Origin of the sequence: Vibrio sp. S/42/10 (assembly GCF_029890535.1) — a bacterium.
GTDB classification, from domain to species: domain Bacteria; phylum Pseudomonadota; class Gammaproteobacteria; order Enterobacterales; family Vibrionaceae; genus Vibrio; species Vibrio cyclitrophicus.
On sequence record NZ_JAKMZC010000015.1, the window covers coordinates 1 to 21,873 of the forward strand.

General features: G+C 42.1%; 30 protein-coding genes and 1 pseudogene. 5 read left to right on the forward strand and 26 right to left on the reverse strand.

The window, feature by feature from the left end; all coding sequences use genetic code 11:
- Positions 1 to 134 precede the first annotated feature (134 nt).
- The 5 genes from L8S15_RS15870 to artP all read right to left on the reverse strand — a co-directional run bounded on the left by L8S15_RS15870 (position 135) and on the right by artP (position 4,042).
- Positions 135 to 800, reverse strand: a complete 666-nt coding sequence (locus L8S15_RS15870) for a hypothetical protein (protein WP_139151099.1) — start codon at positions 798 to 800, stop codon at positions 135 to 137.
- 322 nt (positions 801 to 1,122) lie between these two features.
- On the reverse strand, positions 1,123 to 1,791 hold the full coding sequence (gene artM, locus L8S15_RS15875; protein WP_010441034.1) for an arginine ABC transporter permease ArtM: 669 nt from the start codon (positions 1,789 to 1,791) through the stop codon (positions 1,123 to 1,125).
- Positions 1,788 to 2,474 (reverse strand): arginine ABC transporter permease ArtQ, encoded by a 687-nt coding sequence (gene artQ, locus L8S15_RS15880; protein WP_010441036.1) that lies wholly within the window; start codon positions 2,472 to 2,474, stop codon positions 1,788 to 1,790. Before artQ ends, artM begins: the two co-directional genes overlap by 4 nt.
- Before the next feature lies 1 nt (position 2,475).
- Positions 2,476 to 3,207: a lysine/arginine/ornithine ABC transporter substrate-binding protein gene (locus L8S15_RS15885; RefSeq protein ID WP_016769264.1), complete on the reverse strand. Its 732-nt coding sequence runs from the start codon at positions 3,205 to 3,207 to the stop codon at positions 2,476 to 2,478.
- 106 nt (positions 3,208 to 3,313) lie between these two features.
- Positions 3,314 to 4,042 (reverse strand): arginine ABC transporter ATP-binding protein ArtP, encoded by a 729-nt coding sequence (gene artP, locus L8S15_RS15890; RefSeq protein WP_010441040.1) that lies wholly within the window; start codon positions 4,040 to 4,042, stop codon positions 3,314 to 3,316.
- Positions 4,043 to 4,619: 577 nt separating this feature from the next.
- Between artP and L8S15_RS15895 the strand changes: the two genes are divergently transcribed.
- Positions 4,620 to 6,455 carry an ABC transporter ATP-binding protein/permease gene (locus L8S15_RS15895; protein WP_280574120.1) on the forward strand — a complete coding sequence of 612 codons (1,836 nt, stop codon included), beginning with the start codon at positions 4,620 to 4,622 and terminating at the stop codon, positions 6,453 to 6,455.
- 207 nt (positions 6,456 to 6,662) lie between these two features.
- The gene (locus L8S15_RS15900) at positions 6,663 to 7,127 is read left to right on the forward strand and encodes an acyl-CoA thioesterase (RefSeq protein ID WP_010441044.1); all 465 of its coding nucleotides are present in this window, start codon (positions 6,663 to 6,665) and stop codon (positions 7,125 to 7,127) included.
- Between the two features lie 121 nt (positions 7,128 to 7,248).
- Here L8S15_RS15900 and L8S15_RS15905 read toward each other — a convergent pair whose 3' ends face one another.
- Positions 7,249 to 9,504: a peptidase U32 family protein gene (locus L8S15_RS15905; protein WP_280574122.1), complete on the reverse strand. Its 2,256-nt coding sequence runs from the start codon at positions 9,502 to 9,504 to the stop codon at positions 7,249 to 7,251.
- 173 nt (positions 9,505 to 9,677) lie between these two features.
- On the opposite strand from L8S15_RS15905, the gene L8S15_RS15910 reads away from it, so the two are divergent.
- Entirely contained in the window at positions 9,678 to 10,268 is a 591-nt protein-coding gene (locus L8S15_RS15910) for a glutathione S-transferase (RefSeq protein ID WP_010441048.1), read from the forward strand.
- Between the two features lie 213 nt (positions 10,269 to 10,481).
- Here the strand turns inward: L8S15_RS15910 and L8S15_RS15915 are convergent, their stop codons facing one another.
- The 6 genes from L8S15_RS15915 to L8S15_RS15940 form a co-directional block, all read right to left on the reverse strand.
- Complete coding sequence (locus L8S15_RS15915) at positions 10,482 to 10,931, reverse strand: GyrI-like domain-containing protein (RefSeq protein ID WP_010441050.1); 450 nt, start codon at positions 10,929 to 10,931, stop codon at positions 10,482 to 10,484.
- Positions 10,932 to 10,979: 48 nt separating this feature from the next.
- Positions 10,980 to 11,213 carry a hypothetical protein gene (locus L8S15_RS15920; protein ID WP_010441052.1) on the reverse strand — a complete coding sequence of 78 codons (234 nt, stop codon included), beginning with the start codon at positions 11,211 to 11,213 and terminating at the stop codon, positions 10,980 to 10,982.
- 8 nt (positions 11,214 to 11,221) lie between these two features.
- A complete protein-coding gene (locus tag L8S15_RS15925; protein WP_280574127.1) occupies positions 11,222 to 11,473 on the reverse strand; it encodes a Rho-binding antiterminator in 252 nt (83 codons plus the stop codon).
- Between the two features lie 170 nt (positions 11,474 to 11,643).
- Positions 11,644 to 12,276, reverse strand: coding sequence for a type B chloramphenicol O-acetyltransferase (gene catB, locus L8S15_RS15930; RefSeq protein WP_102336973.1), 633 nt, complete (start codon positions 12,274 to 12,276; stop codon positions 11,644 to 11,646).
- Positions 12,277 to 12,368: 92 nt separating this feature from the next.
- Positions 12,369 to 13,100, reverse strand: coding sequence for an SDR family oxidoreductase (locus tag L8S15_RS15935; protein ID WP_016769258.1), 732 nt, complete (start codon positions 13,098 to 13,100; stop codon positions 12,369 to 12,371).
- Between the two features lie 16 nt (positions 13,101 to 13,116).
- The gene (locus L8S15_RS15940; protein WP_016793988.1) at positions 13,117 to 13,572 is read right to left on the reverse strand and encodes a nuclear transport factor 2 family protein; all 456 of its coding nucleotides are present in this window, start codon (positions 13,570 to 13,572) and stop codon (positions 13,117 to 13,119) included.
- 185 nt (positions 13,573 to 13,757) lie between these two features.
- Here L8S15_RS15940 and L8S15_RS15945 point away from each other — a divergent pair, with 185 nt between their 5' ends.
- Entirely contained in the window at positions 13,758 to 14,090 is a 333-nt protein-coding gene (locus L8S15_RS15945) for a PBPRA1643 family SWIM/SEC-C metal-binding motif protein (RefSeq protein WP_010441062.1), read from the forward strand.
- 185 nt (positions 14,091 to 14,275) lie between these two features.
- On the opposite strand, the gene L8S15_RS15950 is transcribed toward L8S15_RS15945, so the two are convergent.
- The 13 genes and pseudogenes from L8S15_RS15950 to L8S15_RS16005 form a co-directional block, all read right to left on the reverse strand.
- Positions 14,276 to 14,500: a hypothetical protein gene (locus L8S15_RS15950; RefSeq protein WP_016769256.1), complete on the reverse strand. Its 225-nt coding sequence runs from the start codon at positions 14,498 to 14,500 to the stop codon at positions 14,276 to 14,278.
- An 85-nt stretch (positions 14,501 to 14,585) separates the two neighbouring features.
- Complete coding sequence (locus L8S15_RS15955; RefSeq protein WP_016793989.1) at positions 14,586 to 14,993, reverse strand: VOC family protein; 408 nt, start codon at positions 14,991 to 14,993, stop codon at positions 14,586 to 14,588.
- A gap of 151 nt (positions 14,994 to 15,144) precedes the next feature.
- Entirely contained in the window at positions 15,145 to 15,597 is a 453-nt protein-coding gene (locus tag L8S15_RS15960) for a DUF302 domain-containing protein (RefSeq protein ID WP_010441067.1), read from the reverse strand.
- 186 nt (positions 15,598 to 15,783) lie between these two features.
- Positions 15,784 to 16,026, reverse strand: coding sequence for a hypothetical protein (locus tag L8S15_RS15965; RefSeq protein WP_016769255.1), 243 nt, complete (start codon positions 16,024 to 16,026; stop codon positions 15,784 to 15,786).
- Positions 16,027 to 16,167: 141 nt separating this feature from the next.
- On the reverse strand, positions 16,168 to 16,329 hold the full coding sequence (locus L8S15_RS21865; RefSeq protein ID WP_065101241.1) for an NUDIX hydrolase: 162 nt from the start codon (positions 16,327 to 16,329) through the stop codon (positions 16,168 to 16,170).
- Positions 16,326 to 16,853: an adenylate kinase gene (locus tag L8S15_RS15970; RefSeq protein ID WP_280574139.1), complete on the reverse strand. Its 528-nt coding sequence runs from the start codon at positions 16,851 to 16,853 to the stop codon at positions 16,326 to 16,328. Before L8S15_RS15970 ends, L8S15_RS21865 begins: the two co-directional genes overlap by 4 nt.
- A 266-nt stretch (positions 16,854 to 17,119) precedes the next feature.
- Positions 17,120 to 17,398, reverse strand: coding sequence for a hypothetical protein (locus L8S15_RS15975; RefSeq protein ID WP_016769253.1), 279 nt, complete (start codon positions 17,396 to 17,398; stop codon positions 17,120 to 17,122).
- An 82-nt stretch (positions 17,399 to 17,480) separates the two neighbouring features.
- Positions 17,481 to 17,843: a DUF6404 family protein gene (locus L8S15_RS15980; protein ID WP_016797043.1), complete on the reverse strand. Its 363-nt coding sequence runs from the start codon at positions 17,841 to 17,843 to the stop codon at positions 17,481 to 17,483.
- A 103-nt stretch (positions 17,844 to 17,946) separates the two neighbouring features.
- Complete coding sequence (locus L8S15_RS15985) at positions 17,947 to 18,342, reverse strand: DUF3465 domain-containing protein (RefSeq protein ID WP_016788697.1); 396 nt, start codon at positions 18,340 to 18,342, stop codon at positions 17,947 to 17,949.
- A gap of 448 nt (positions 18,343 to 18,790) precedes the next feature.
- Positions 18,791 to 19,198 carry a GFA family protein gene (locus L8S15_RS15990; RefSeq protein WP_016788698.1) on the reverse strand — a complete coding sequence of 136 codons (408 nt, stop codon included), beginning with the start codon at positions 19,196 to 19,198 and terminating at the stop codon, positions 18,791 to 18,793.
- Positions 19,199 to 19,402: 204 nt separating this feature from the next.
- Positions 19,403 to 19,758: pseudogene (locus tag L8S15_RS15995) on the reverse strand (glyoxalase).
- Positions 19,759 to 19,823: 65 nt separating this feature from the next.
- Positions 19,824 to 20,522 carry a pseudouridine synthase gene (locus L8S15_RS16000; protein WP_016797040.1) on the reverse strand — a complete coding sequence of 233 codons (699 nt, stop codon included), beginning with the start codon at positions 20,520 to 20,522 and terminating at the stop codon, positions 19,824 to 19,826.
- Positions 20,522 to 20,683 (reverse strand): hypothetical protein, encoded by a 162-nt coding sequence (locus L8S15_RS16005; protein WP_010441083.1) that lies wholly within the window; start codon positions 20,681 to 20,683, stop codon positions 20,522 to 20,524. Before L8S15_RS16005 ends, L8S15_RS16000 begins: the two co-directional genes overlap by 1 nt.
- Positions 20,684 to 20,892: 209 nt before the next feature.
- Between L8S15_RS16005 and L8S15_RS16010 the strand changes: the two genes are divergently transcribed.
- Positions 20,893 to 21,294, forward strand: a complete 402-nt coding sequence (locus L8S15_RS16010) for a YkgJ family cysteine cluster protein (RefSeq protein WP_032545446.1) — start codon at positions 20,893 to 20,895, stop codon at positions 21,292 to 21,294.
- A gap of 53 nt (positions 21,295 to 21,347) precedes the next feature.
- On the opposite strand, the gene L8S15_RS16015 is transcribed toward L8S15_RS16010, so the two are convergent.
- A complete protein-coding gene (locus L8S15_RS16015; RefSeq protein WP_016797038.1) occupies positions 21,348 to 21,749 on the reverse strand; it encodes an NUDIX domain-containing protein in 402 nt (133 codons plus the stop codon).
- Between the last annotated feature and the right edge of the window lie 124 nt (positions 21,750 to 21,873).

Sequence of the window (21,873 nt, forward strand, 5' to 3'; positions counted from 1 at the left end):
AGCAGTTACCTTAAATTCCGTAAGATATTGTTGAGTTTTTTTACCTGATTTATAAGCTGGCATAATCACCTCCAATTACAATTGAAGGTGTCCATTAGATCGGGTCAACTACAGAATCACTCTTAAACAGTTTGTTATGTTTGTTCTCCTGATACACAACGGTACTTATTGTATACCTTTTCCGCTTCTTCAAGAGCTTTACTTAACTCTACCGATGTCGAGTCAGATATTTTGTCTTCAAATGCAGTTAGCTTGCTTGAGTGAAACAAATCAGACGAATAACCAACTATATGATGAGCAGGTTCTTCACGAGCGTTTCGTACAAGCTCAAAACGAGCGAGACCAGCATTTATATGAGTATTCAAAATAGCATCAGCGTCGTATGAGTAGCTCAACTTACCATTAATTGTATCGAGTGTTGCGTCTGTAGAAACATGAGAACTATGGTATGAAAAGTCGTCTCTATAAACACGACCTCTAACTTTTAGAAGTGATAGATCTTGCTCAAAAGTTTCAACAAGATAACGAATATTTTTATTGTGACCAACAAAGAACCCTACCCAAGTGCCTTCCATATAGCTAGCACCAAGAATGAATTTTTTGATGAGCTTAACCTTACGAAATATAGTCAAAAATATCGTATTTACTACCCTATAAATACCCAACGTAAAGACACCTGCAACAGCTACGGATGCAACTGGATATTTCGATACTATTTGTAAAGAAAGACTCCATACGGAAAACACTATCAGCGTTGTTGCCGACGTAACTAAAGAATGAAACTTAATTTCTGGACTCATAACTGCTTAATATTTCTCCGAAAAACATAACAGCTATATTAGACAGAAAAATTCTGCATTTAAATACAGAATCATTCTATCTAGTTTCATATGGTCAGAACTCTACCATGATTAATCACCGCATTTCAGTGACTTAAAACATAGATAAACTCATTGAATGATAAAATGCAGAATATTTCTATATAGTATGAATTTCGTAAAACTTACAGAAACCTGTATATAATCACAGTTATCTTACATGCCCCAAACAAAAAAAAGCCTGCCATCTATGTGAACATAAATGGCAGGCTTTTAGCGTTAGTTAAGGTTGTGAGTAGCTAGCTTACGCGGCTTCGAATGCGAGGGCTTTCTTCTCTACTTGGCGAAAGATCAGCGTTAATACACCGTTCACGGCTAAGTAGAATGCGCCAGCAATACCGAACACGGTGAGCGTGTCGTAGGTTTGGCCGTTGATACGCTGAGCGTAGCCCATCAAATCCATGATGGTGATGGTGCTTGCCAGTGAGGTGCCTTTGAAGACTAAAATCACTTCGTTTGAATAAGCAGGAACCGCGCGGCGCAGTGCGTATGGCAGTAACACTTTAAGCGTTGCGATTTTGTCCATACCTAGCGCACGACATGCTTCCCATTGCCCAGCAGGAATCGCGTTGAATGCGCCTCTGAATAGTAGCGTGCTGTACGCTGCGGTGTTCAAAGCTAATGCTAACATCGCGCAGAACCAAGGTTGGCTTAACCATGTCCACAGGAAGCTTTCACGAATCCAATCGAATTGACCCGGGCCGTAATACACCAAGAAGATTTGAACCAATAATGGTGTGCCGGTGAACAGCGTAATGATGCCACGAGTTAACCAGTGAATCGCAGGTATTCTTAAGATTAACGTTACTGTCATCAGCAATGACAAAATACAACCAACAAGCAATGAAGCACCTGTCAGTTGAAGACTGGTCGCCAAGCCTTCAAGCATTTGAGAGAGGTATTGTTGATTCATGCCATTGCCCCTTTGCTACCCAAACCTTGAATAGAGAACTTACCATCAATCACTTTTACTAATCTTTGTGTGATTAAAGTGATGACCAAGTAGATTGCTGCTGCTGTCGCGTACCAAGTGAATGCTTCGTGCGTTGCTGCAGATGTTAATTGTGCTTGTTTCAATAGATCGGTTACGCCAATCAGTGAAACCAATGCGGTGTCTTTTAATAGAACCAACCATTGGTTCGTTAAACCTGGTAGTGCGTGTCTTACTGCTTGTGGCAATACAACTCTGAAGAAGGCGCGAGATTGAGGAATACCCAATGCACTCGCCGCTTCTCTCTGCCCTTTACTTACTGCTTTCAATGCACCACGAATGGTTTGTGAAGCGTAAGAAGCGAAGATAAGTGACAGTGCAACAACTCCAGATAAGAACGGGCTAACTTCAACAAAATCACCAGTGATCATAAAAAGCACTTGTGTTGAGCCAAAGTAGATAAACAGAACCACCAAAATTTCTGGTAGACCACGTACGATAGTCACGAACGCGGTTGTCGGCCATTTGATTGCAATACGACGAGACATTTCACCGCCAGCAAACAGTACCGCTAAAACTAATCCGACCAATAGACTTACGAACGCAAGCTGAACTGTCATCCAGCTTGCTTCGACGAGCCCTAAAGAGTAACCCGTTAACTGCATATTACTTACCGAAGTACTTGTTGAAAATCTTGTCGTATTCGCCGTTCGCTTTCACGGCTGCAAGTGCTGTGTTCAGCTGGTCTACAAGTTCTTGATTGCTCTTGTTTACTGCGATACCAAAGCCGTTACCGAAGTACTCTTGGTTTGTTACTTGGTCGCCAACGTACGTTAGGTTGTCTTGCTTCTTGAACCATTCTGCTACAACGGCTGTGTCACCGAATACAGAATCGATACGACCGTTTTTCATGTCAATGAATGCATCTTGGTAGCTTGAGTAAGGTACCGCTGTTACACCCGTCATTTGCTCAAGTAGGAAGCTCTGGTGAGTAGAACCGTTTTGAACACCAACACGCTTACCTTCTAATGCCGCTTGGTCTGCTACTTTGCCTTCGATAGAGATGAACGCTGCAGAGTTGTCGTAGTACGCATCAGAGAAGTTCACTTGTTGAAGACGCGCTTCAGTGATGTCCATTGCTGAGATAGCTGCATCGTAACGTTTGAACTTAAGAGCCGGGATCAAGCTATCGAATGCTTGGTTGTGGAAAGTACAGGTTGCTTTCAATTCTTCACAAAGTGCGTTTGCTAGGTCTACGTCAAAACCTTGAATTTGGTTGTTCTCATCCATGTACTCGAATGGTGCGTAAGTTGCTTCCATTGCGAATTTGATTTCTTCTTGCGCCGCTGCGTTGAAAGAAGCAAGGCCGATAAGTGAAGCTAGTAGAATCTTTTTCATTTTGTTACTCCGAATACTGTTAGATAGTGGCCTGTGGCCATTCTTATAATTTGATTGTTTTTTCTAAATGTTATTTTTGAACGAAATCATCTTGTTTTAGCTGAATCTAATGAGTTAAATACTCGGCAAACTCAGGTGTCTGCGGATTAACGAATGAATCGCTGGTGCCGTGTTCGACGATGTACCCTTTCTCTAGGTACAGAACGTGGCTAGCAATCTTCTTCGCGAAATCGACTTCATGCGTCACGACCACTTGGGTAATGCCAGTTCCACTCAATTCTTTAATAATGCTCACGACTTGGTTAGTAATCTCAGGATCAAGCGCTGCCGTTGGTTCATCAAACAGCAGCACGTCTGGCTTCATCATCAATGCACGTGCAATCGCGACACGCTGTTGTTGGCCGCCAGAGAGTTGAAGTGGCCAAGCGTCTGCTTTGTCTGCAAGCTGTAACGTGGTTAATACCGTTTTCGCTTGTTTAATGGCTTCTTGTTTGTCTAAGCCTGCAACCTTGGTCGGGGCTTCAATTAAGTTCTCCATTACCGTCATGTGTGGCCATAAGTTGTATTGCTGGAACACCATGCCGACTTTACGACGTAATTTTAGACCCTGTTTTTCTTGGATCTGACCTGCAAAATCGAATTGCTCGTTCGCAATGTCTAATTCGCCGTTGTCCGCGATTTCCAGTAGGTTCAAAACACGCAGTAGTGAACTCTTGCCTGCACCACTTGGGCCAAGCAGTACCAAGGTTTCGCCGCTTTCACAGTTAAAACTGATGTCGTGAAGAACTTGGGTATCACCGTATGATTTGTTGATGCTCTTTACTTGAATACTCATGCCACAATACTGCATTAATTGTCATTTGTTGGTTATTCTATTCAAACTGAAGTTTTATGCAAGATAAATGTATAAAAAACTATTTTGTTGAATTTATGTAACAAATATTTCGCAAAAAACAGTCTCAATGACTGGTCATACATCTATAAATCGCAACTCGTTGATTAAGGTGAAGAACGGGACAAATAGCAAACGTTTTACTCATGTTCTATAAATCACAGTTCAGTATCAACTCAATGAATACACTCTTATATTCGCGTCAATTTGCCTGCATAAAAATCAGGGATAAATAACCAGTTGGGATGCCTAACCTAAGTACTAGGTAATGCTTAATTTTTCTTTTAGTTTCCTCGCTCCTATTCACTTTACGTATATGAAATATTGGAAATTGAGTTTCCTAGGGAGCGCCACGCGGCAATAAATGCTTTAATGGCTCGTACTTACCAACAACGAATCGTTATCTACAAAAGATATTTGCCCAGAACAAGTACTAACGAATAACGAGTATTTGTTAGCAACAGATAAGCACCAGCGACAAGTCATCATTCTTAAAGCGACAACACACTAAGGCCGTCATATGCAAAACGATGTCTCTTCTACGTTCGACTCAAACCAACAACAGACTCAGCGATCGACTCGACAAGCACCAGAACCCAAACCTGAGAAAAAAAGCCTCAGTATTTTGTTTGAACTGAGTAAATTCATTCAGCCTTATAAAGGTCGTGTTATTGCAGCGTTGATCGCGTTGATCTTCACTGCGAGCTTAACCCTTTCGGTCGGACACGGTATTCGTCTTCTTATCGACCAAGGTTTTAGCCAACAATCACTCTCAGATTTAGGCAGCGCAATTCAGTTCATCATGGTGGTCGTGGTATTAATCTCGATTGGTACCTTTTTCCGCTTTTATTTGGTCTCTTCTGTTGGGGAGCGTGTGAGTGCGGATATTCGCCTATCGGTTTTCAACCACGTTGTGACGCTGCACCCGAGTTACTTCGAAACCAATGGCAGTGGAGACATCATGTCGCGTATCACAACCGACACAACTCTGCTTCAAAGCATCATTGGTTCGTCATTTTCTATGGCGATGCGAAGCGCGCTAATGTGTATTGGCGCAATCATCATGTTGTTTGCGACCAACATTAAGCTAACGCTGATCGTGTTGGCCTCTGTTCCGTTTATCTTGATCCCGATTTTGGTATACGGACGACGTGTGAGAGCTCTCTCGCGCCAAAGCCAGGATTCGATGTCTGACGTGGGCTCTTATGCTGGCGAAGCGATTGAACACATCAAAACAGTGCAAAGCTACAGCCGAGAAGCACAGGAGAAAGCATCATTCGCAATTGAAGTAGAAAAGGCTTACGAAATTGGTCGCCAACGCGTAAAGCAGCGTGCGATTCTTATCTCTGGTGTGATTGTTATCGTGTTCAGTGCGATTGCAGGCATGCTTTGGGTTGGCGGCAGTGATGTTATTAACGGCACTATGTCGGCGGGTGATCTGGCTGCATTTGTCTTCTATGCGATCATGGTTGCTTCATCGCTAGGTACGATTTCTGAAGTGATGGGTGAATTGCAACGTGCGGCAGGCGCAACAGAGCGTTTGATCGAGATTCTACAAGTTGAAAGCCACATTGTTGCGCCTGTAGAAAACCCAACGTCACTGGATAACGTGACACCAGAAGTCGCTTTTGATGATGTGACCTTCTGTTACCCATCAAGGCCGGACCAGCCCGCAACAAGCAACCTCACGCTTACTGCCCATGAAGGCAGAGTATTGGCATTGGTTGGCCCGTCTGGCGCAGGTAAAACCACCCTATTCGAACTGTTGCAACGTTTCTACGACCCACAAGTAGGTAAAGTGACGTTAGGCGGTATTGAACTGAATCAGTTTGATCCGAACGAATTAAGAAAGCAGATGGCGTTAGTTCCTCAGCAACCCGCCCTGTTCAGTAACGATGTGTTCCATAACATCCGATACGGAAACCCAGAAGCAACGGACGAGCAAGTTATCGAGGCGGCGAAAAAAGCGCATGCGCACGAGTTCATTCAGAACTTACCTGAAGGCTATCACAGCTTTCTTGGTGAACGTGGCGTGAGATTGTCTGGCGGTCAGCGTCAGCGTATTGCCATCGCACGAGCCATCTTAAAAGATCCGAATATTCTATTATTGGATGAAGCAACCAGTGCGCTAGACAGCGAAAGTGAACATCATGTTCAACAAGCTTTGGAAGAATTAATGCGTGGCAGAACGACCATCATTATCGCGCACCGTTTATCAACAATTAAACACGCCGACCAAATTGCAGTACTCGATAAAGGACAGCTAGTAGACATCGGCGACCACCAGTCGCTCATCAATAGCTGCGAATTGTACCAACGCTTGGTTGAGCTGCAATTCAAACACCTTAGTCGATAAGTTATAGATCAAAGACGCTTAAATCATTAAGTAAACTAGGGGCTAGTCATTAAGTCATGGAAGACTAAGTCCCTGACATTATGTGGTTTCAAGCTTCAAAAACTTAAATCACACGTGTTGCAGTTTTGTTAATTTAACGGTAGGGTTTTTATTCCAATAACAACTTATCCCGATGAAGGGTAAGTAAATAACAATAAGAGAGTTCGCATGGAAGCACTATTATCTGACTACCCGGTAGTAACAGAAATCCCTGTCGCTTGGGGAGAAATGGACGCACTCAATCACGTTAATAACGCCGTATATTTTCGCTATTTCGAAACCGCTCGCTTAGACTTTTTCAAGCACGTCGAGCTGATGGAAGAGATGGCGATTACCAAAGTTGGCCCTGTTCTTGGCGACACTTATTGTAAATATTTCCGCCCGGTCACTTATCCAGACACGCTGATGATTGGTTCTCGTGTTACAGACATTCAAGACGACCGATTCACCATGGAATACGCGATTGTCAGTAAGGCTCAACAGAAACTGACGACAGTTGGTACTGCGACCATCGTGATGTTTGATTTTGCTTCAAACCAAAAAGCCCTGCTCTCGTTGCGCTTAACCAATGAAATCGAGAAGATGAACACATTAAAGAGTCCATGCTTTAAACAGGAAGCGGTGACGGAATAACGCATTCGCCGATTAAGAATACTCAGATACAAAAAAGCCACTCGATTGAGTGGCTTTTTGTTTGGTCTTCTGGACTTATAAGCTTTTAGCTATAAACGTTGGAGCTTATAGACCTTTAATCCTATAAACCTTGAACGTATTGAGCGTTAGTACGAATTTCGACTAGCTGCTCTAGGTTCTGTTGTGAACCATCAACGCCATCAATCAAACCTTGGAAGTGTTTAATCAGCTCTACTTTGTCTTGTACTTCTTTAGAACCTGCACCGATGTTGGTTAGGTCGATGAAGAACTCGTCGAACAGGCCCGAGAAATCCGTTACAGCGTCATGGTTTAAGAACTGCTCGTGGTTGTAAATGCTTGGGTAGCCACCCTTCTGCTTATCAACCGCGAAAGAGATGCCTTTAACGTTAGTAATCGTGGTCGCTTTCTCACATTTCAACATGCAACCCGCTTCGATGCTTGGCTTGTTACAACCGACGGTTCTTTGGAAGAAACACTGACGGCTAGTCATCATCAAGATTGGGTGGTAGATGCTGTAGAACAGTTTGAAGTTCTCTGGGCGGCGAATATGACGAATCTGACCTTTGTTGATCTCGTTCGAAATGAATGCGCCTGCACAGTTAAGCTCTTCTTTCAGAGTAACCAGTGCGTGAGAGTTGGTTGTGTTCATGAACGGGCCGGCAACCCACTCAATACCCATCTCGTAAGCTTTGTAAGCAATACCCGTGTTGTTGGTCACGATGCGAGCTGGCTTGATCTCTACAAGAATACGAACAGCTTCGTCGTAGTCTTTACCGATCAATACTGCAGGGAACCAAGGGATCAAACGTGGGTTTTCGGCCAAGATATCGATGTACTTGTTGCAACGCTTCTTGAAGCTTTCCGGCAGTTTGAAGTAAACATCTGCGTCAGTCACATCACATAGGTGCAAGTCTTCCACATCCGCGATAAGCATCGACATAGTCGGCTTCTCATTCACTTTAGGGTGCTGAGGCAGTGCTGGCACTTCAACGTGCTTAATTACTTCTACAGAACCGTTCAGAATGAAGTCGATTTCATCTTTAAGATTGGACACTTCTTTCAAAGGAACAATCAGGCCAGCATCAAGGTTATCGAAGTTGTAGCTTTCTAGTGTATGAACCGCACTCTTCACAGTTTTAAAACGCTTCTCAAGTAGCTCTTGATCGATCGCCTTCTCACTTGCCGCTATCAATAACGATTTAGATTGAACCGTAAAGTTCTCTTTTGATGTGTTCACTGTCACCGTGAATGGTTGACCAAGCTTCGCGCTAAACGACAATGACACGGGTGTTTTACGAATATCAAGGAACTCGATCTTGTCGCGCATTTCGCTGCCTAGCGCATTCTTAGCTTCGTAAAGATCGCTGGTCACTTCTTGAATTTGCACAACAGAGATTTCATTGTTCTCTTTCGTCGCTTTATCAACGGCGTAGTTCATGCTGTTGTCACGCGGGTTATCGATGAACATGTCTTTCGTTAGGTTCCCCTTAAGGAAAGAGTTGGTGAAATCACGGTTGAATACTTTGTGCAGGTTCGAATCATCTTCGATCAACAAACCACTTTCTACAAAGCTATCAATCTGTTTGCGCCACGTATCTACTACTGTGTATACGTAGTGTGCACCTTTAATACGGCCTTCTACTTTCAACGAGTCAACTTTTGCGTCAACCAGTTCAGGTAGGTCGTAGTAAGCGGAGTTATCTTTCAAGTTAAGTGGGAACTTGTTGCCCGCATTGGTGATTTCGTATTCATCACGACACGCTTGGCTACAACGGCCACGGTTACCTGAGTTACCCACACTTACAGAGCTTGAGTAACATTGACCAGAGAATGCGATACACAAAGCACCGTGTACGAACACTTCGGTTAGTACATCGTGATCGTGTGCTACTTCTGTCAGCATCTTGATTTCAGGTAGGTTCAACTCTCGAGACAAGTTAACGCGTGTTGCGCCAATTTTAGACAAAAACTTAATCTGGCCTTCGTTGTGCGTTGTTAACTGAGTCGACGCGTGAACATCTAATGATGGGTAATGCTTTTTCACCAAATCGAACAAACCAAGATCTTGAACGATGATGCCGTCTAGTTTGGTGTTCACTAATTGATTTAGCAGTTTAGTGATGCTCTTAATTTCATGTTCCAGCAGCACAACGTTAAGAGTCAGAAACACTTCACAGCCATATTCATGAGCAAGGCGAATCACACCATTCAACTCATCTAACGACAGGTTAGAGGCTCTGTTACGAGCGTTGAAGGTGTCTAAACCGCAATAAACTGCATTGGCACCGGCCACGATAGCTGCTTTAATCGCCTCTACATCGCCACCTGGGGCTAATAACTCAATCTTTCTGCTCATTTTTGAAGTCGCTCACTTACTTATAATTTTTAAGCCGCGTATTCTACCTACATCACGATCTCTTTACCACCTAACAACACTTTTCAAACTAAATGACCTCAATAATGCCAAACGAATCCGATTTACCTATCCTTTATTCTTTACGTCGCTGCCCTTACGCAATGCGCGGACGAATGGGCATCGCACTATCACAGCAAAAAGTGTTACTCAGGGAAATCATTACCAAAGACAAGCCTAGCGAACTATTAACCAGTTCGCCAAAAGGTACCGTTCCGGTCTTGGTGTTGCCAAATGGACACATCATTGAACAAAGCATAGATGTCATGAACTGGGCTCTTCAACAAAACGATCCTCAAGATCTTCTTCGTTCAAGTAATCCAACACTGAGCGAACAAGTCCACCAGCTCATCAAAACCAACGATGAAGATTTTATTGGCCACTTAGAAAAGTATCGCGCGTCGGTTCGTTATCGAAACATCGATGTTGAACAACGCCGACAAGCCTGCGAAGCGTTCATTAATCAATTAGAAGTGCTACTCACCGATCAGCCCTACTTTTTTGGAGTAACCCCAAGCTTGGCCGATTTTGCGGTAATGCCTTTTGTCAGCCAGTTTGTGCGGGTCGAAAAGAAGTGGTTTGTACAATCTGAATACAAAAACGTAGGACGTTGGTTAAGAGCGCACTTGGAAAGTAAGCTCTACACCCAAGTCATGAAGCAATACCCTTTGTGGAATGAAACCAAGCAAGATTGTGTTTTTGGGTGACTTAAGGGGATTTGGGGTGCTCTAGGGGAATTCAGGGTTAGATAAAGCGTAAGTATTAAGATAATTACGTGACACTGTACCTTCTTTGTAATGAACAGATATTCAAAGGCTTAGCTGGCTCTTTACCGGTAACTACTGTCTCTTAACTGGATACTGCAATCCTTTAACCGGATGTTAGAGTCTAAGTTAAGCCTTTTGTTTATTTTAAACTGATCACTGAATCGCTATCGAAATCTCGACTTCAGTTTCGCCTTTGTAACATTCAAAATCTGTCGTGTAAGTTCGAACATGTGAACAATCAGGTGAATTGAAATACGTCCACACTTCTCCCCATAGATCGATGACCGCTTGAGGAAGTTCACCTTCAGCAGAAAACGTCAGATATTTGCCTGCTTCAATCTTGGTTTCAATAAGATTATTTAAGTCTTGATCCGTTAACGCATTAGCACACGCGATAACATCAAACTCCCCCGTAAAATCAGACTCGTAATTAGTGTAGACACCGTACACTTTTGAATCCGGCGTCAGTTTGGGAAAAGCCTGATCAAAAAAGCCCTGCCACAATTGACCTATCTTCGCTTTAGTTGGGTCAACCTCATCCTGATTAGTGGTTCTTACTGAAAACCCATACGCCTTTACGGCTTCAATCGTTTCTACTTTCATTCGTTTTATTCCTAAGCCAACGATGGTTTGAGCATATTGAATCGATACCTAATCTTCAATCTCTTTGTGACCACACTTCTCACACACTATATGACGAGAAAATTCGTCCATAGATGCGATAAATGGGCCAAGAAACCAACCTTTTATCATGCCTGCCCAAAACTCGCTTCGCTTTTGGTTAGGTTTCTCTGCAAACGCACTCGTCTTTCTGACCAACACCACAACGTGCTGTGTATCTTCTCGGCATGCGGTGCAATAGCATTGTTCTATGGTGTTATTCATTTGAAAGCCTATGACGTTTTGAATGAAATCTGCTGAAAATGAGGGTTGTCGACACAAACTTCTAGTGTGGAAAGGTCTGTGAGTACGACAAGTTGTTCTACACCTTGAATACTGACCTTAATGCACTCTTCACGCCTATCATTGCGTTGAGTATCTAATCCGACACATTCAATCTGCTCGCCAGATTTCAGCGTTAATTTGATTGGGTATCGGTGCATACACACAATCTCAATATAATCGTAATCGTTGCAACTAATCATAATACCCTTCCAATTCATCCACCACGCTAATGCGACATGCCATACTATTCAATATCTTTACAATCAATAAGTTACTCGTATCACAATCGCATTGCCATCATCAGATTATTGAGTAATTTGTTAAATTTAATCTCGTTCTCACCATTCACCTTTCATCTGTGAACGACAATTTAAGGCTTCAAGAATCCTTTCCAATAATGGTACAAACCACCAATGTCTGAAGAACACATTAGCGACATTGCGCCTTTGATTTGTTCTTCGCTCCATTCCCACCATTTCATTTCTAACAAATGAGCCATTTCAGTCTCATTGAAACGATAGCGAATATGACGTGCTGGGTTTGAACCGACAATGGAATAAGGTGCTACGTCTTTCGTAACAACAGCTCTACTTGCGATAATGGCACCGTCACCGACTTTAATGCCACTCATGATCATAGCTTCTGTGCCAATCCAAACGTCATTACCTATCACGGTGTCGCCAGAACGTTCAAAACCATCAACCGCACGTTCGAACTTTTCATCGTCTTGATAGAAGAATGGGAAGGTACTCACCCATTGATTTTGGTGGCCTTGGTTGCCCGCCATCATAAATACAGCACCAGAGCCAATTGAACAGTAACGACCAATAATTAGCTTGTCGATATCAGTTCTATCAGGCAACAAGTAACGTGCACAGTCATCAAAACTGTGATTATGGTAATAGCCTGAATAGTAACTGTGCTCACCGACGATGATATTCGGGTTGGTCACTTGCTCTTTCAGTGATTTACCAACAAACGGACTTTCAAAATAGTTTTTCATGTTTGTACTCTTAGTTTCATTCTTTTAGTTTGGTACTTTTAATGGCCTGTTGATGGTTAACTGAGTTCTCTGAATGTTATGGACGCTGGCCTCTATCGCCCACCTGCAATATCTATAAACGAACCTGTCACATAGGAAGCTTCGTCTGATAATAACCACGCTATTGAGTTCGCAACTTCTTCTGGCGTACCACCACGTTGTAATGGCAATTGTGCCGCTAATCGGTCAACGCGATCAGGTTCTCCACCGTCTGCATGCATTTCGGTATAAATACACCCCGGCCTTACACCATTAACTCGGATATTACGGGACGCTAGCTCAAGCGACAGACCTTTGGTCAATGAATCCATCGCACCTTTCGAAGCAGCATAATCGACATATTCAAATGGTGCACCGGTTCGAGATGCTGCAGAGGATACATTCACAATCGAACCTGCGTCTCCAGCTTGTTTGATAAAGGCTTTACTACATAAAAAGCAGCTCGATACATTCGACTTCATGACCTTTTCAAAGCGGTCTAATTCGATATCAACCAATGCTGATTGGGTAAATAAAATCCCGGCGTTATTAACCAAATGAGTTACAGGGCCTAGTTTATTACGAGCGATCTCAAACAAGGATTTGACGTCTGATTCAACAGACACATCCGCACGTACGCTGATAGCAGTTCCACCCTGTTCACGAATTTCATTAACCAGATCTTCGGCTCTTGTTTCGTTGTGAATAAAGTTAACACATACCGCATAGCCTTTACTGGCCAACAGTTTCGACGTCGCTGCGCCAATGCCTCGGCTCCCGCCCGTTACTATTACTACCTTGTTCAATGAAATCTCCTAATGCTTACTTATTCGACGCGCCTTTATTATTCAACGCAACTTTATTATTCGATGCAAGCTGATTGTTCGATATAGCCTGATTGTTCGTCACAATCTGAACCCACTGTGATCGCCACGCTGGCGCTTCAAATGGATCTGGCCAAAACTCCGTTTGCTTTTGAATCAAGCCATCGACAACCGTGTGAAAAGTAATCACGCGATCTTTCAATACGCTGTCAGTGACCGAGACATCCGTCACCACCGTATCACCTTCACAGACAATCGAGTTGAGCTCGAACTCCCAAACTCCGTTAGCTGGGTATTCAGAATTGATTGCTGTAAAGTTGCTTCGACCAGTCGTCAACTCAGACGACTGAGGCCAATGTCCTTGAAAATCGTCTGCCAACCATTCACTCGCCTTTGCAAAATCATTGGTCCTCATTGCGTCCCAAAAACCAAGTACCACTTGTTTTGGTTTCATTGCTCTTCCTTAATTAGCTCAATGTAGCGAAGTATCTCAATATGATGATTACACGCACTTCCGCTCTGACCGCTAAAAGAACATTCACATCACTGCTTTATCAATTTCAATATATCAGTATAATCCCCCGCTCTATAACGCTCTCCCGTTGGAATAGCGTCATCCCAATTTGTAATGAGTACCCAATGTCGAAACTATTTTTCAAAGGCCGTATCGAGACAAGACAAAATCACGTTCTTGCTGGCTACAACGTAAACCGCGATGTTAAAGCGGGTACTGAAGAGTCACCAATCGCAGTAATGGTTCAAACTGAAGCTCGTAAAGCAGAAGTTGAAGCTCTAGCAGCAAACAGCGCTATCTTTGTAAACATTACAGTAGATGCAAACAAAGAAGAAAACACGCTTGAACTAGATACGCTATTAAACAAGCCAAAAACGATGACGTTTGAAAAAACACCTAATCGTAACGATCCATGTTCATGTGGTAGCGGCAAGAAATACAAGAAGTGCTGTGCTTAAGCGTTCTGAATTTCAATAACCAAGACTATGATTGAGATTAGCGATTAAAAGACGGGTAGATCACAAGATCTGCCTGTTTTTTTATGTCCTTTTTATAATAAACACTTTGTTTATTGTTCGACTTTGGCACAACATTTGTCTAGAACTCTAAACTGAGTAACCAAGAAACTAGCCATCAAAAGACGTTAATCAAGGTTATCGGGAGTACGTAAATTAGTACCACACTTTGTGCATTTGTAGTCACCAGTTCCACCACTTGAGGCTAACGACGATAAAATCAGTCCAAGCAATCCAGGTTTCTTTGCTTCTTGAGGTGCTTTTTGAACTTGGTTACTAAACATGGTGTATTTATGACGAGTCAGTACTTTGCAATTACAGCAAAATGCTCTGGTTTCTTCACTCCCGTACATGTCGGAGTATTCGTTTAATCGTTTACTTATGTTGTTTTAATCGCATTGTGAATGTTGGCCGAAGATCTATGCCAAAGGCATCAATTCAATGGCGGTCCTGACAAAATCGAAATAAGTAGCCATCTGGCGTTTGAACAATGAATTGCTTTTGAATCGCGACACGGTCATCGCATGAGTACGATTTAGACTCTAATGTTAAGTAAATAGACGCTTTAGACTGGTCACTAACTTGTTGATACAAGGTATCGATGTCCGACACATCCCATTGAAAGTTTACCCCTCGCCCAAACGGTACTTCTAGCTTATCTGTAATCCACTTACGACTATCGCCATTAAGCCCTTCGAGCATGACATCGACACCATCCAGAGTCAGATAAGCAAAGGCTTCTTCTGGACGTTCGTATTTAACCGAAAAACCCAACACTTCCACAAAGAATGACTTACTCACCTCTATATCTAAACAATAAAGTTCAGGTACTACTCGTAATGTCATGATGTCCCTATTTCGTTATTCCTGATGACGTGCAAAGTAAAACCTACACTCTATAAGAAACCCACCATATTGGGTGGGCTTCATCGTTCACTTCTTGTCTAAGCAGTTTAACTGAATGGCGTTAAACAAGGTTTCAGGCTCGAAATCATCATTACTTAGCGATTGTCGCTTCCGATAATTTACTCAGCACACCTGATATTTTCTTAATCACCTCATCACAGCCGTTAATAGCATGACGTTCCATCAAGTAATTAGGATCGTTGTAAGACAACCAGACTTTCTTATTCGAATCTTCGGTTACAAGCACTTTCTGTGGTAAATCAATCGCCACATCTTGCTGGCACTGCATCAATGGCGTACCAACCTTAGGGTTTCCAAAAATAATAACTTCGGTTGGTCTCAATTCAAGATCAACACTGCTCGCGTTTTTCTGATGGTCGATTCTTGCGAACAACGTTAAGCCTTTGCTTTTAGCGATACTTTCAAAACGGTCAGCGGTTTCTTTTACCGAGTAATTACTTTGGTACTTAATCAAACCGTCAGAAGCGGCGACTGAAAATGATGCCGCAAGTAAAACGGCGCCTAGTGATAGTAATTTTTTCATTGTTACCTCTGAGAGTTAGCCTAGTTAAACACATCATTTCTAACGCCACTTTAAGGTAAGTAGCACAACCAATACCAGTATAGACACGTTTCAATACTCAATTTGCCCAGAGGCTCACCTTTCTTGTTCATCACTCAGCCCCGTCTAAACCCTTCAATCATAAAAACCACAAGCCTCATCGACACATTAATGCCACGATGTTGTGTTGCATTTTTCACATTCGTATTGTTGCTCTTCTTCAACAAAGAAACTGCTAGAATGAGAGTCTGATTTAAACAGTGTCGTCATCAAGAACTCGATCAACATGCCAAACTTAAATTGCTTCATTTCTGATGCAGAATCGTCAGGTTTGGTTATTGGGAGGTGAGGCGTCAAAGCGTTGCACTTCTCGCAGTTGTACGGGTGTTTAATGTATTTGTTATCAAGCATTTATATAAGTCAATCAACAATATAGTGTAGATTTTATATTATCAACTTATGAATCCTACCCCTAACATCTTATAAATAATTAAGAACGAATAGTGATGCATAGCAAAAATGTGCTGATTCGGACTCAAAACCGATAATTACTTAGTTGACTTCGTTTTTAATCCTTTCATAAGCTTCCCATAAGGCGATGCGATTAGAATCATACTTTAAGAGCTGGCAAGCCTCTTGGTAACAGAACCAACGAAGTTCTGTATGCTCATTCGATGGCCGAGGTTCACTAGATACTTGAAACGGCGCTCTCATCGATGTTCCTTCATCATGCACTTCAATACAAAATCATTTAACTCCGCAACAGTTTTGATTACATGAACTTCTTTCTCAGGCGACTTTCCAAGTAGCTTTAACATAAAGTCATCGTTCCAAAATTTTGGACACAATTTTAGTATTTTGTAGCTTTGTAATGTGCCTTTAAAAATAGAGTTTCCATCAGGCCAACCTTCTGGTTTGACGAATAACCCTTTTAGTAAACGCTTGGTGACGAACCAATAACTGACTGAATACGGCAGGTCGATATACACAAGCGTGTCGGCCTCTTCTAAACGTTGATAGAACAAACTGATCGGCCCTAACCCATCCATGATCCAAGTTTCTGAATTGATTATCTTATCGTGAATGTCTTTAAATACTTCTTTATCGACTAATTCACCACTTGGTTTGTATACCAAGGAATCTAATTGATGAAGTGGCAAATTGGTAACAGAAGCAAGTACTTTGCTTACTGTCGATTTTCCACTGCCTGGCTTACCAAAAACGGCTACTTTTTTCATGTAAACTTCTCCAAGAGTCTATTTCCCCGAAAGATAGATACACAAAACCCACCTTTACGGGTGGGTTGATTAGTCTAGAGCGTATCGAATCCCACCATTCTATGGAATGATGATAATTCGGTAATTAACGTGCTTTTGACTAGTTTTCATACAGTCACTTTCATATATTGGAAGTAACATGTCAATTGGATTCATTTAAAAAATACAGAATGAGCCTAGCGATATTATCAGCTCAACACCCGTTAATAAGCAGCGGAACAATAAAGTTATGCAAACACACAAAAAACCAGAGGTACTAAGCTGGCGATCAAGAAACGGCTTCCTAAGTTCGTGTTTTCCAACTTATTCACTACCGTCGTTTTGGCTGAATCATTATCGATCAGACTACTCGCAGTCACTCCTGCCACATTACTTGGATCACTATATCCAACGGTATGTCCAGTAAATGAAAACAACGTTCCTAACCCAAGGAGAACCAGCATCGTATAAAATGCGTAGTCACTTAAAAAGTGAATAGAGAGATAACCAAACTGCCACTCAAGCACATAAATCGATCCAAACGTGACAAGATTGGAACAGGCAATAAACGCTATTAACTTCTTCAAAATTTTATACCTCAGTGTATTGTTAGTTCTCTGTGAGTTTATTCTGTTCAAGCCACCGTTCTAGTGTGCTGAGCCCATACTTCCGTCGTGCTCTAGCCACCTCAAGAGCAGAGCATAACCCGGTAAATAAACCGAAGAACAAAGAGCAATACACTTGGAATGTTGTGAAACCTTCAAACTGCCAAAATAACAACCACATAAATCCACCCCAAAAAACAGAGCCAAATATAGCTTGAAGAAAAAACAACTTAAACGGGCTTTCAAATACCCGAGGCTTCGCTTCAATACGAAGTAACTTCCACCATAGGTAAAAGTATGGATTCGTTAATTGAGGTTTCACGCCCTTTTCTACCAGTAGGACTCTTACAAACTCCATTTTCTGCATAAATAATCCTTATCTTGATAACCAATAAACCAGGACGCCTCATTACATCTGAAATAGTAACTAGCGACTCGAGAATCACTTACCATCATTAGTGAGGTAACCCTTATTCGTACACTTCACCTTGGTGTTTTAACCAACCATGAGCATGATTGTTACGAGGGTCTCGATGGGTCCAATGCATCACCCCACCTTTATTGTTCCATTCATACTCTCCGTAAAATTCGACTCTGTCTCCACGTTTTAGATTTGGTATACGTGGTGCCAAATCGATATTATGAGCAACCAATAAGGTCTGTTTACTGGCGAGACGTAGAATGAATTTTTGATGTCGAGAGCCTTTATTATCATCAGGCAGGATTCGATAAACCGTGCCTGATCCGCGAACTTGAATATCACTTTGATTATTTTCATACGCCTGTTTTAATAAGCGATCATTCGCTTTCACATAAACAGACACCAAACAAAACATGGCGAGAAATGTCGCTAAAAACGTCTTCATTACTTGTGTCCTTTAAACTCGAACGCGCTCGGAATTAGGGTGAAAAATAACGTTAAACTTGATGGCCCAAAAGCAGGTGATAAAAAACATGGTCGAGTTTATATAACGAAGTCGCGAATAGCATCACAAACAAAAACCCGAAGTCCAATCCAATAGCACCATTCAAAGGCGAACTCCATGCTCTTGATAAATATAATAAAGTTATATTATATTTATCATCATATGAAACAAGACTACCTTTAGTCAACAGATACAAGTACTGGCTTAAATGGTTACTAATAAAATCAGTATCAGCGGCATAAAATCATCAAGAGGAATGGCCTATACCTTGACCACGTCTATAACGTTTTTGGACGAGAACTTTGCCTTCTCTAACCACCAAACATAGCTAGATTTTTGATACAGCATTTCTTTTTACAATTGAAAATTAATTAGGGTTAAATTTACACTAGGTTCTCCCAACTTCGTGCTTTTCACTACGTGGAAGCTGCGCGTCTAAATCTTCCCAATTGGCTTTTGAAGTAACAAAATTATGTGAAATAGGACGCTCTGAAATATCGGTGTCTAATATGCCTAATCGAAGACGAAGTCTTTTTGGTGATTGGTCATTTGAACTATAAATTGGACTGCCACATGTATTACAAAAGTACTTACGCTTACCCTCACTACTTTCGTAATAAGTGAGAGTGTTGTCTGCATCAGTGAGAATTAGGTTTTCAGCTTCGATAAAACCATTAGTGGCGTAAGCACTGCCGCTCGCTTTGCGACAGAGAGAGCAATGGCAATGAATAATGTTGGAGACACTACCTTTTAGTGACAACTGTATTGAACCGCACAAACAACTTCCCTGGTACATTTGATCTCCTTAACTGAAAGTCCCTAATTCACCCGTGTAATATATGGGTAACGTTGTGACCTAGCCTAACTCATTAGGCCATGAACGAACACTGAATTGGGCCAAAAATGCCACGCATATTGAATCAGTTAAATATATTCATAATGTTAAACGTTGCTGTTACTAGAACTATTAAATGAAAACTGTTGAGCGTTGATACTGTCGTTATAAACAAATAAATGGGACACTACTTGGGTCAGTGATACAAAACTCAAGCATTCCCCAAGGCTGCTCAACAACCTCGGAAACGGTAACTTCAAATTCCGACGCTACATTAGAGTTTTGGATGTGTTGATACCAACTTTTTACGTCTTCAACCAGCAAGTGCATCATGTAATTGTGACAATGCGCAGGTTCATAAAAGTTTTGCAGAAGGAAGGCACAACTGCCGTGTCGTAGATATGAAATATCGTGAAATTCAGACATAACTTCAAAGCCGATTGACTGGTAAAAACGCTTAGATAAATTAAGTCTTTCGCGGGTACGAAAGACTTAATTTCTGAGACTTTGAGGTTTTCCATCCTACACCCTACATCCTTATAGTATTGATATTCTGATGCTAACTCGCTTTAAGAGATTAAAACATTTATTCCGAGCCCTGCTGAAATGAGTCGACTTCGGCTTTGGTTAGATAACGCCACTGACCTACTTCAACATCTAAACGAACATCACCAATCTGTTCACGGTGAAGACCAACAACTCGATTCCCTACCGCAGCAAACATTCGTTTTACTTGATGAAACTTACCTTCTGTAATAGTCAACAGCACTTCTTTACTGGTAATCACTTCAAGCTCTGCCGGACGCGTCGGTTTTTGTTCGCCTTGCAATTGAATGCCCGCTTTGAACTTATCAGCGACATCATCTTTGATATCTCGTGACAATGTCACGCGGTATACCTTCTTACATGACTTGGTTGGCAGCGTAATATTGAATGACCATCGCCCATCATCGGTAATCAAAACTAAGCCTGTGGTGTCAGCATCTAAGCGCCCTGCTATGTGCAATTCTGATACTTTGCCTATCTCGATGTAGTTGAACAGCGAGGGATAGACTTCGTCGATATTGGAGCAAATAGTACCCGCAGGCTTGTGCATTAAGAGGTAACGAAATTCACGTAAATGAAGCGGCGTGCTGTTTAACAAGATGGTGTTGCTTTCGTGAACCTGAGTCGATTCATCGATGACAGTCTCACTGTTTACATTCACCTCGCTATTACGGATGCGTTCAATCGCTTCAGGCTTGGTTAGGTCAGTGCTTTTACATAGGTATTTATCAAGGCGCATTAATCGTCGGCACCACATTTAGCACAAGGCTTATAAGTTCGTTCACCTTGCTCGATAACCACATAATCACCTATGCACTTGTCACATAAAGCGAGCTTTGGGTAAGCGTCTTTTTGTTTCTTTGCGTTGATGTTGCCTTCGGTGGTGTATACCGTTCTCATTTTGATGCCTTTGCTTGAATAACGTGAGAGGCACAAATTGTATCACTGTTTACAGCTTTGATTGGAGTGGTCGTGCATAGATAAATTAATTTTAAGTGTCGCTATTCCAAGTTCGCGCCCCTTAACGGTATAAGCATGAACAACTAAGGCAACGTGCCACGCCTATCAGTGGTAAAATGACAAAAGCTCACCAACCAATGAAGTCACTAATGAAAAATTGTAATCAATGCGGGAAATGCTGTATCAAATACGGAGATGGTGACCTTGCCGCAACGCAAGAAGAGATTGATTTGTGGGAGTTGTTCAATCCAGACATCTTTGAATATGTTCGAGGAAGCGAGATCTGGTTCGACCCTGAATCAGGCGAACGTTTAACTCGCTGCCCTTTTCTAGAGCTAGTTCCGACGAAAGACACCAAGGCTAAAGCCAAGTACACATGCAGCATTTACTTAGACCGACCAGAAGATTGCAGACACTATCCAAGCCTGATTAATGAGATGGTACGAGATGAGTGTGAAATGATTGAGGTGGTGGATTTACAAGACGCGAAGAAAGCTCAAAGGAAACTCGACCTGTTGATGAAAGACAGCCGCCCTTCAAGCTATTCGTAAGCGATGATCTTTTGAAGATCAATCTTCAGCATGAGCTAATATCAGCTAAAACCTTAAGCCAAATACTGGTTCGCTTCTAACCAATCAAGCGCAACCAGTGCCGCCAATGAACATACCGCTCTGTCGTTGCCATCAACAAACTTAAGCTCTTCGATTTCGGCATCTGGAGACAGTTCGCCAGTATAATCAGCAAGATAACAAGTCAATTGCACTGATACGCCTTCCGCTTTGCCATCAGCTTGGCCTGTAAAGGTCTCAACGTATTTAATGGAGTCTGACACTAAATCGACAGAGATCTCTTCTTTGATTTCGCGAACTAGTGCTTGTTCGTCACTTTCGCCAACTTCACGCTTACCACCCGGTAGGTAGAACAGTTCTTTGCCTTTTGATCTCACCATCAACAACTTGCCGTCTTTGATGAATATCCAAGCCAGCTTATCAATTACCTTATGCATGTCGTTAGACCTTATTTTTGTTTTAGTTATCGTTTTACTGAATCTGGTCACACTATTACTCTCGACCAAACAAAGCCTGGGTATGTTACACGCTGGAATGAATATACTCTATGGAGTCGAATAG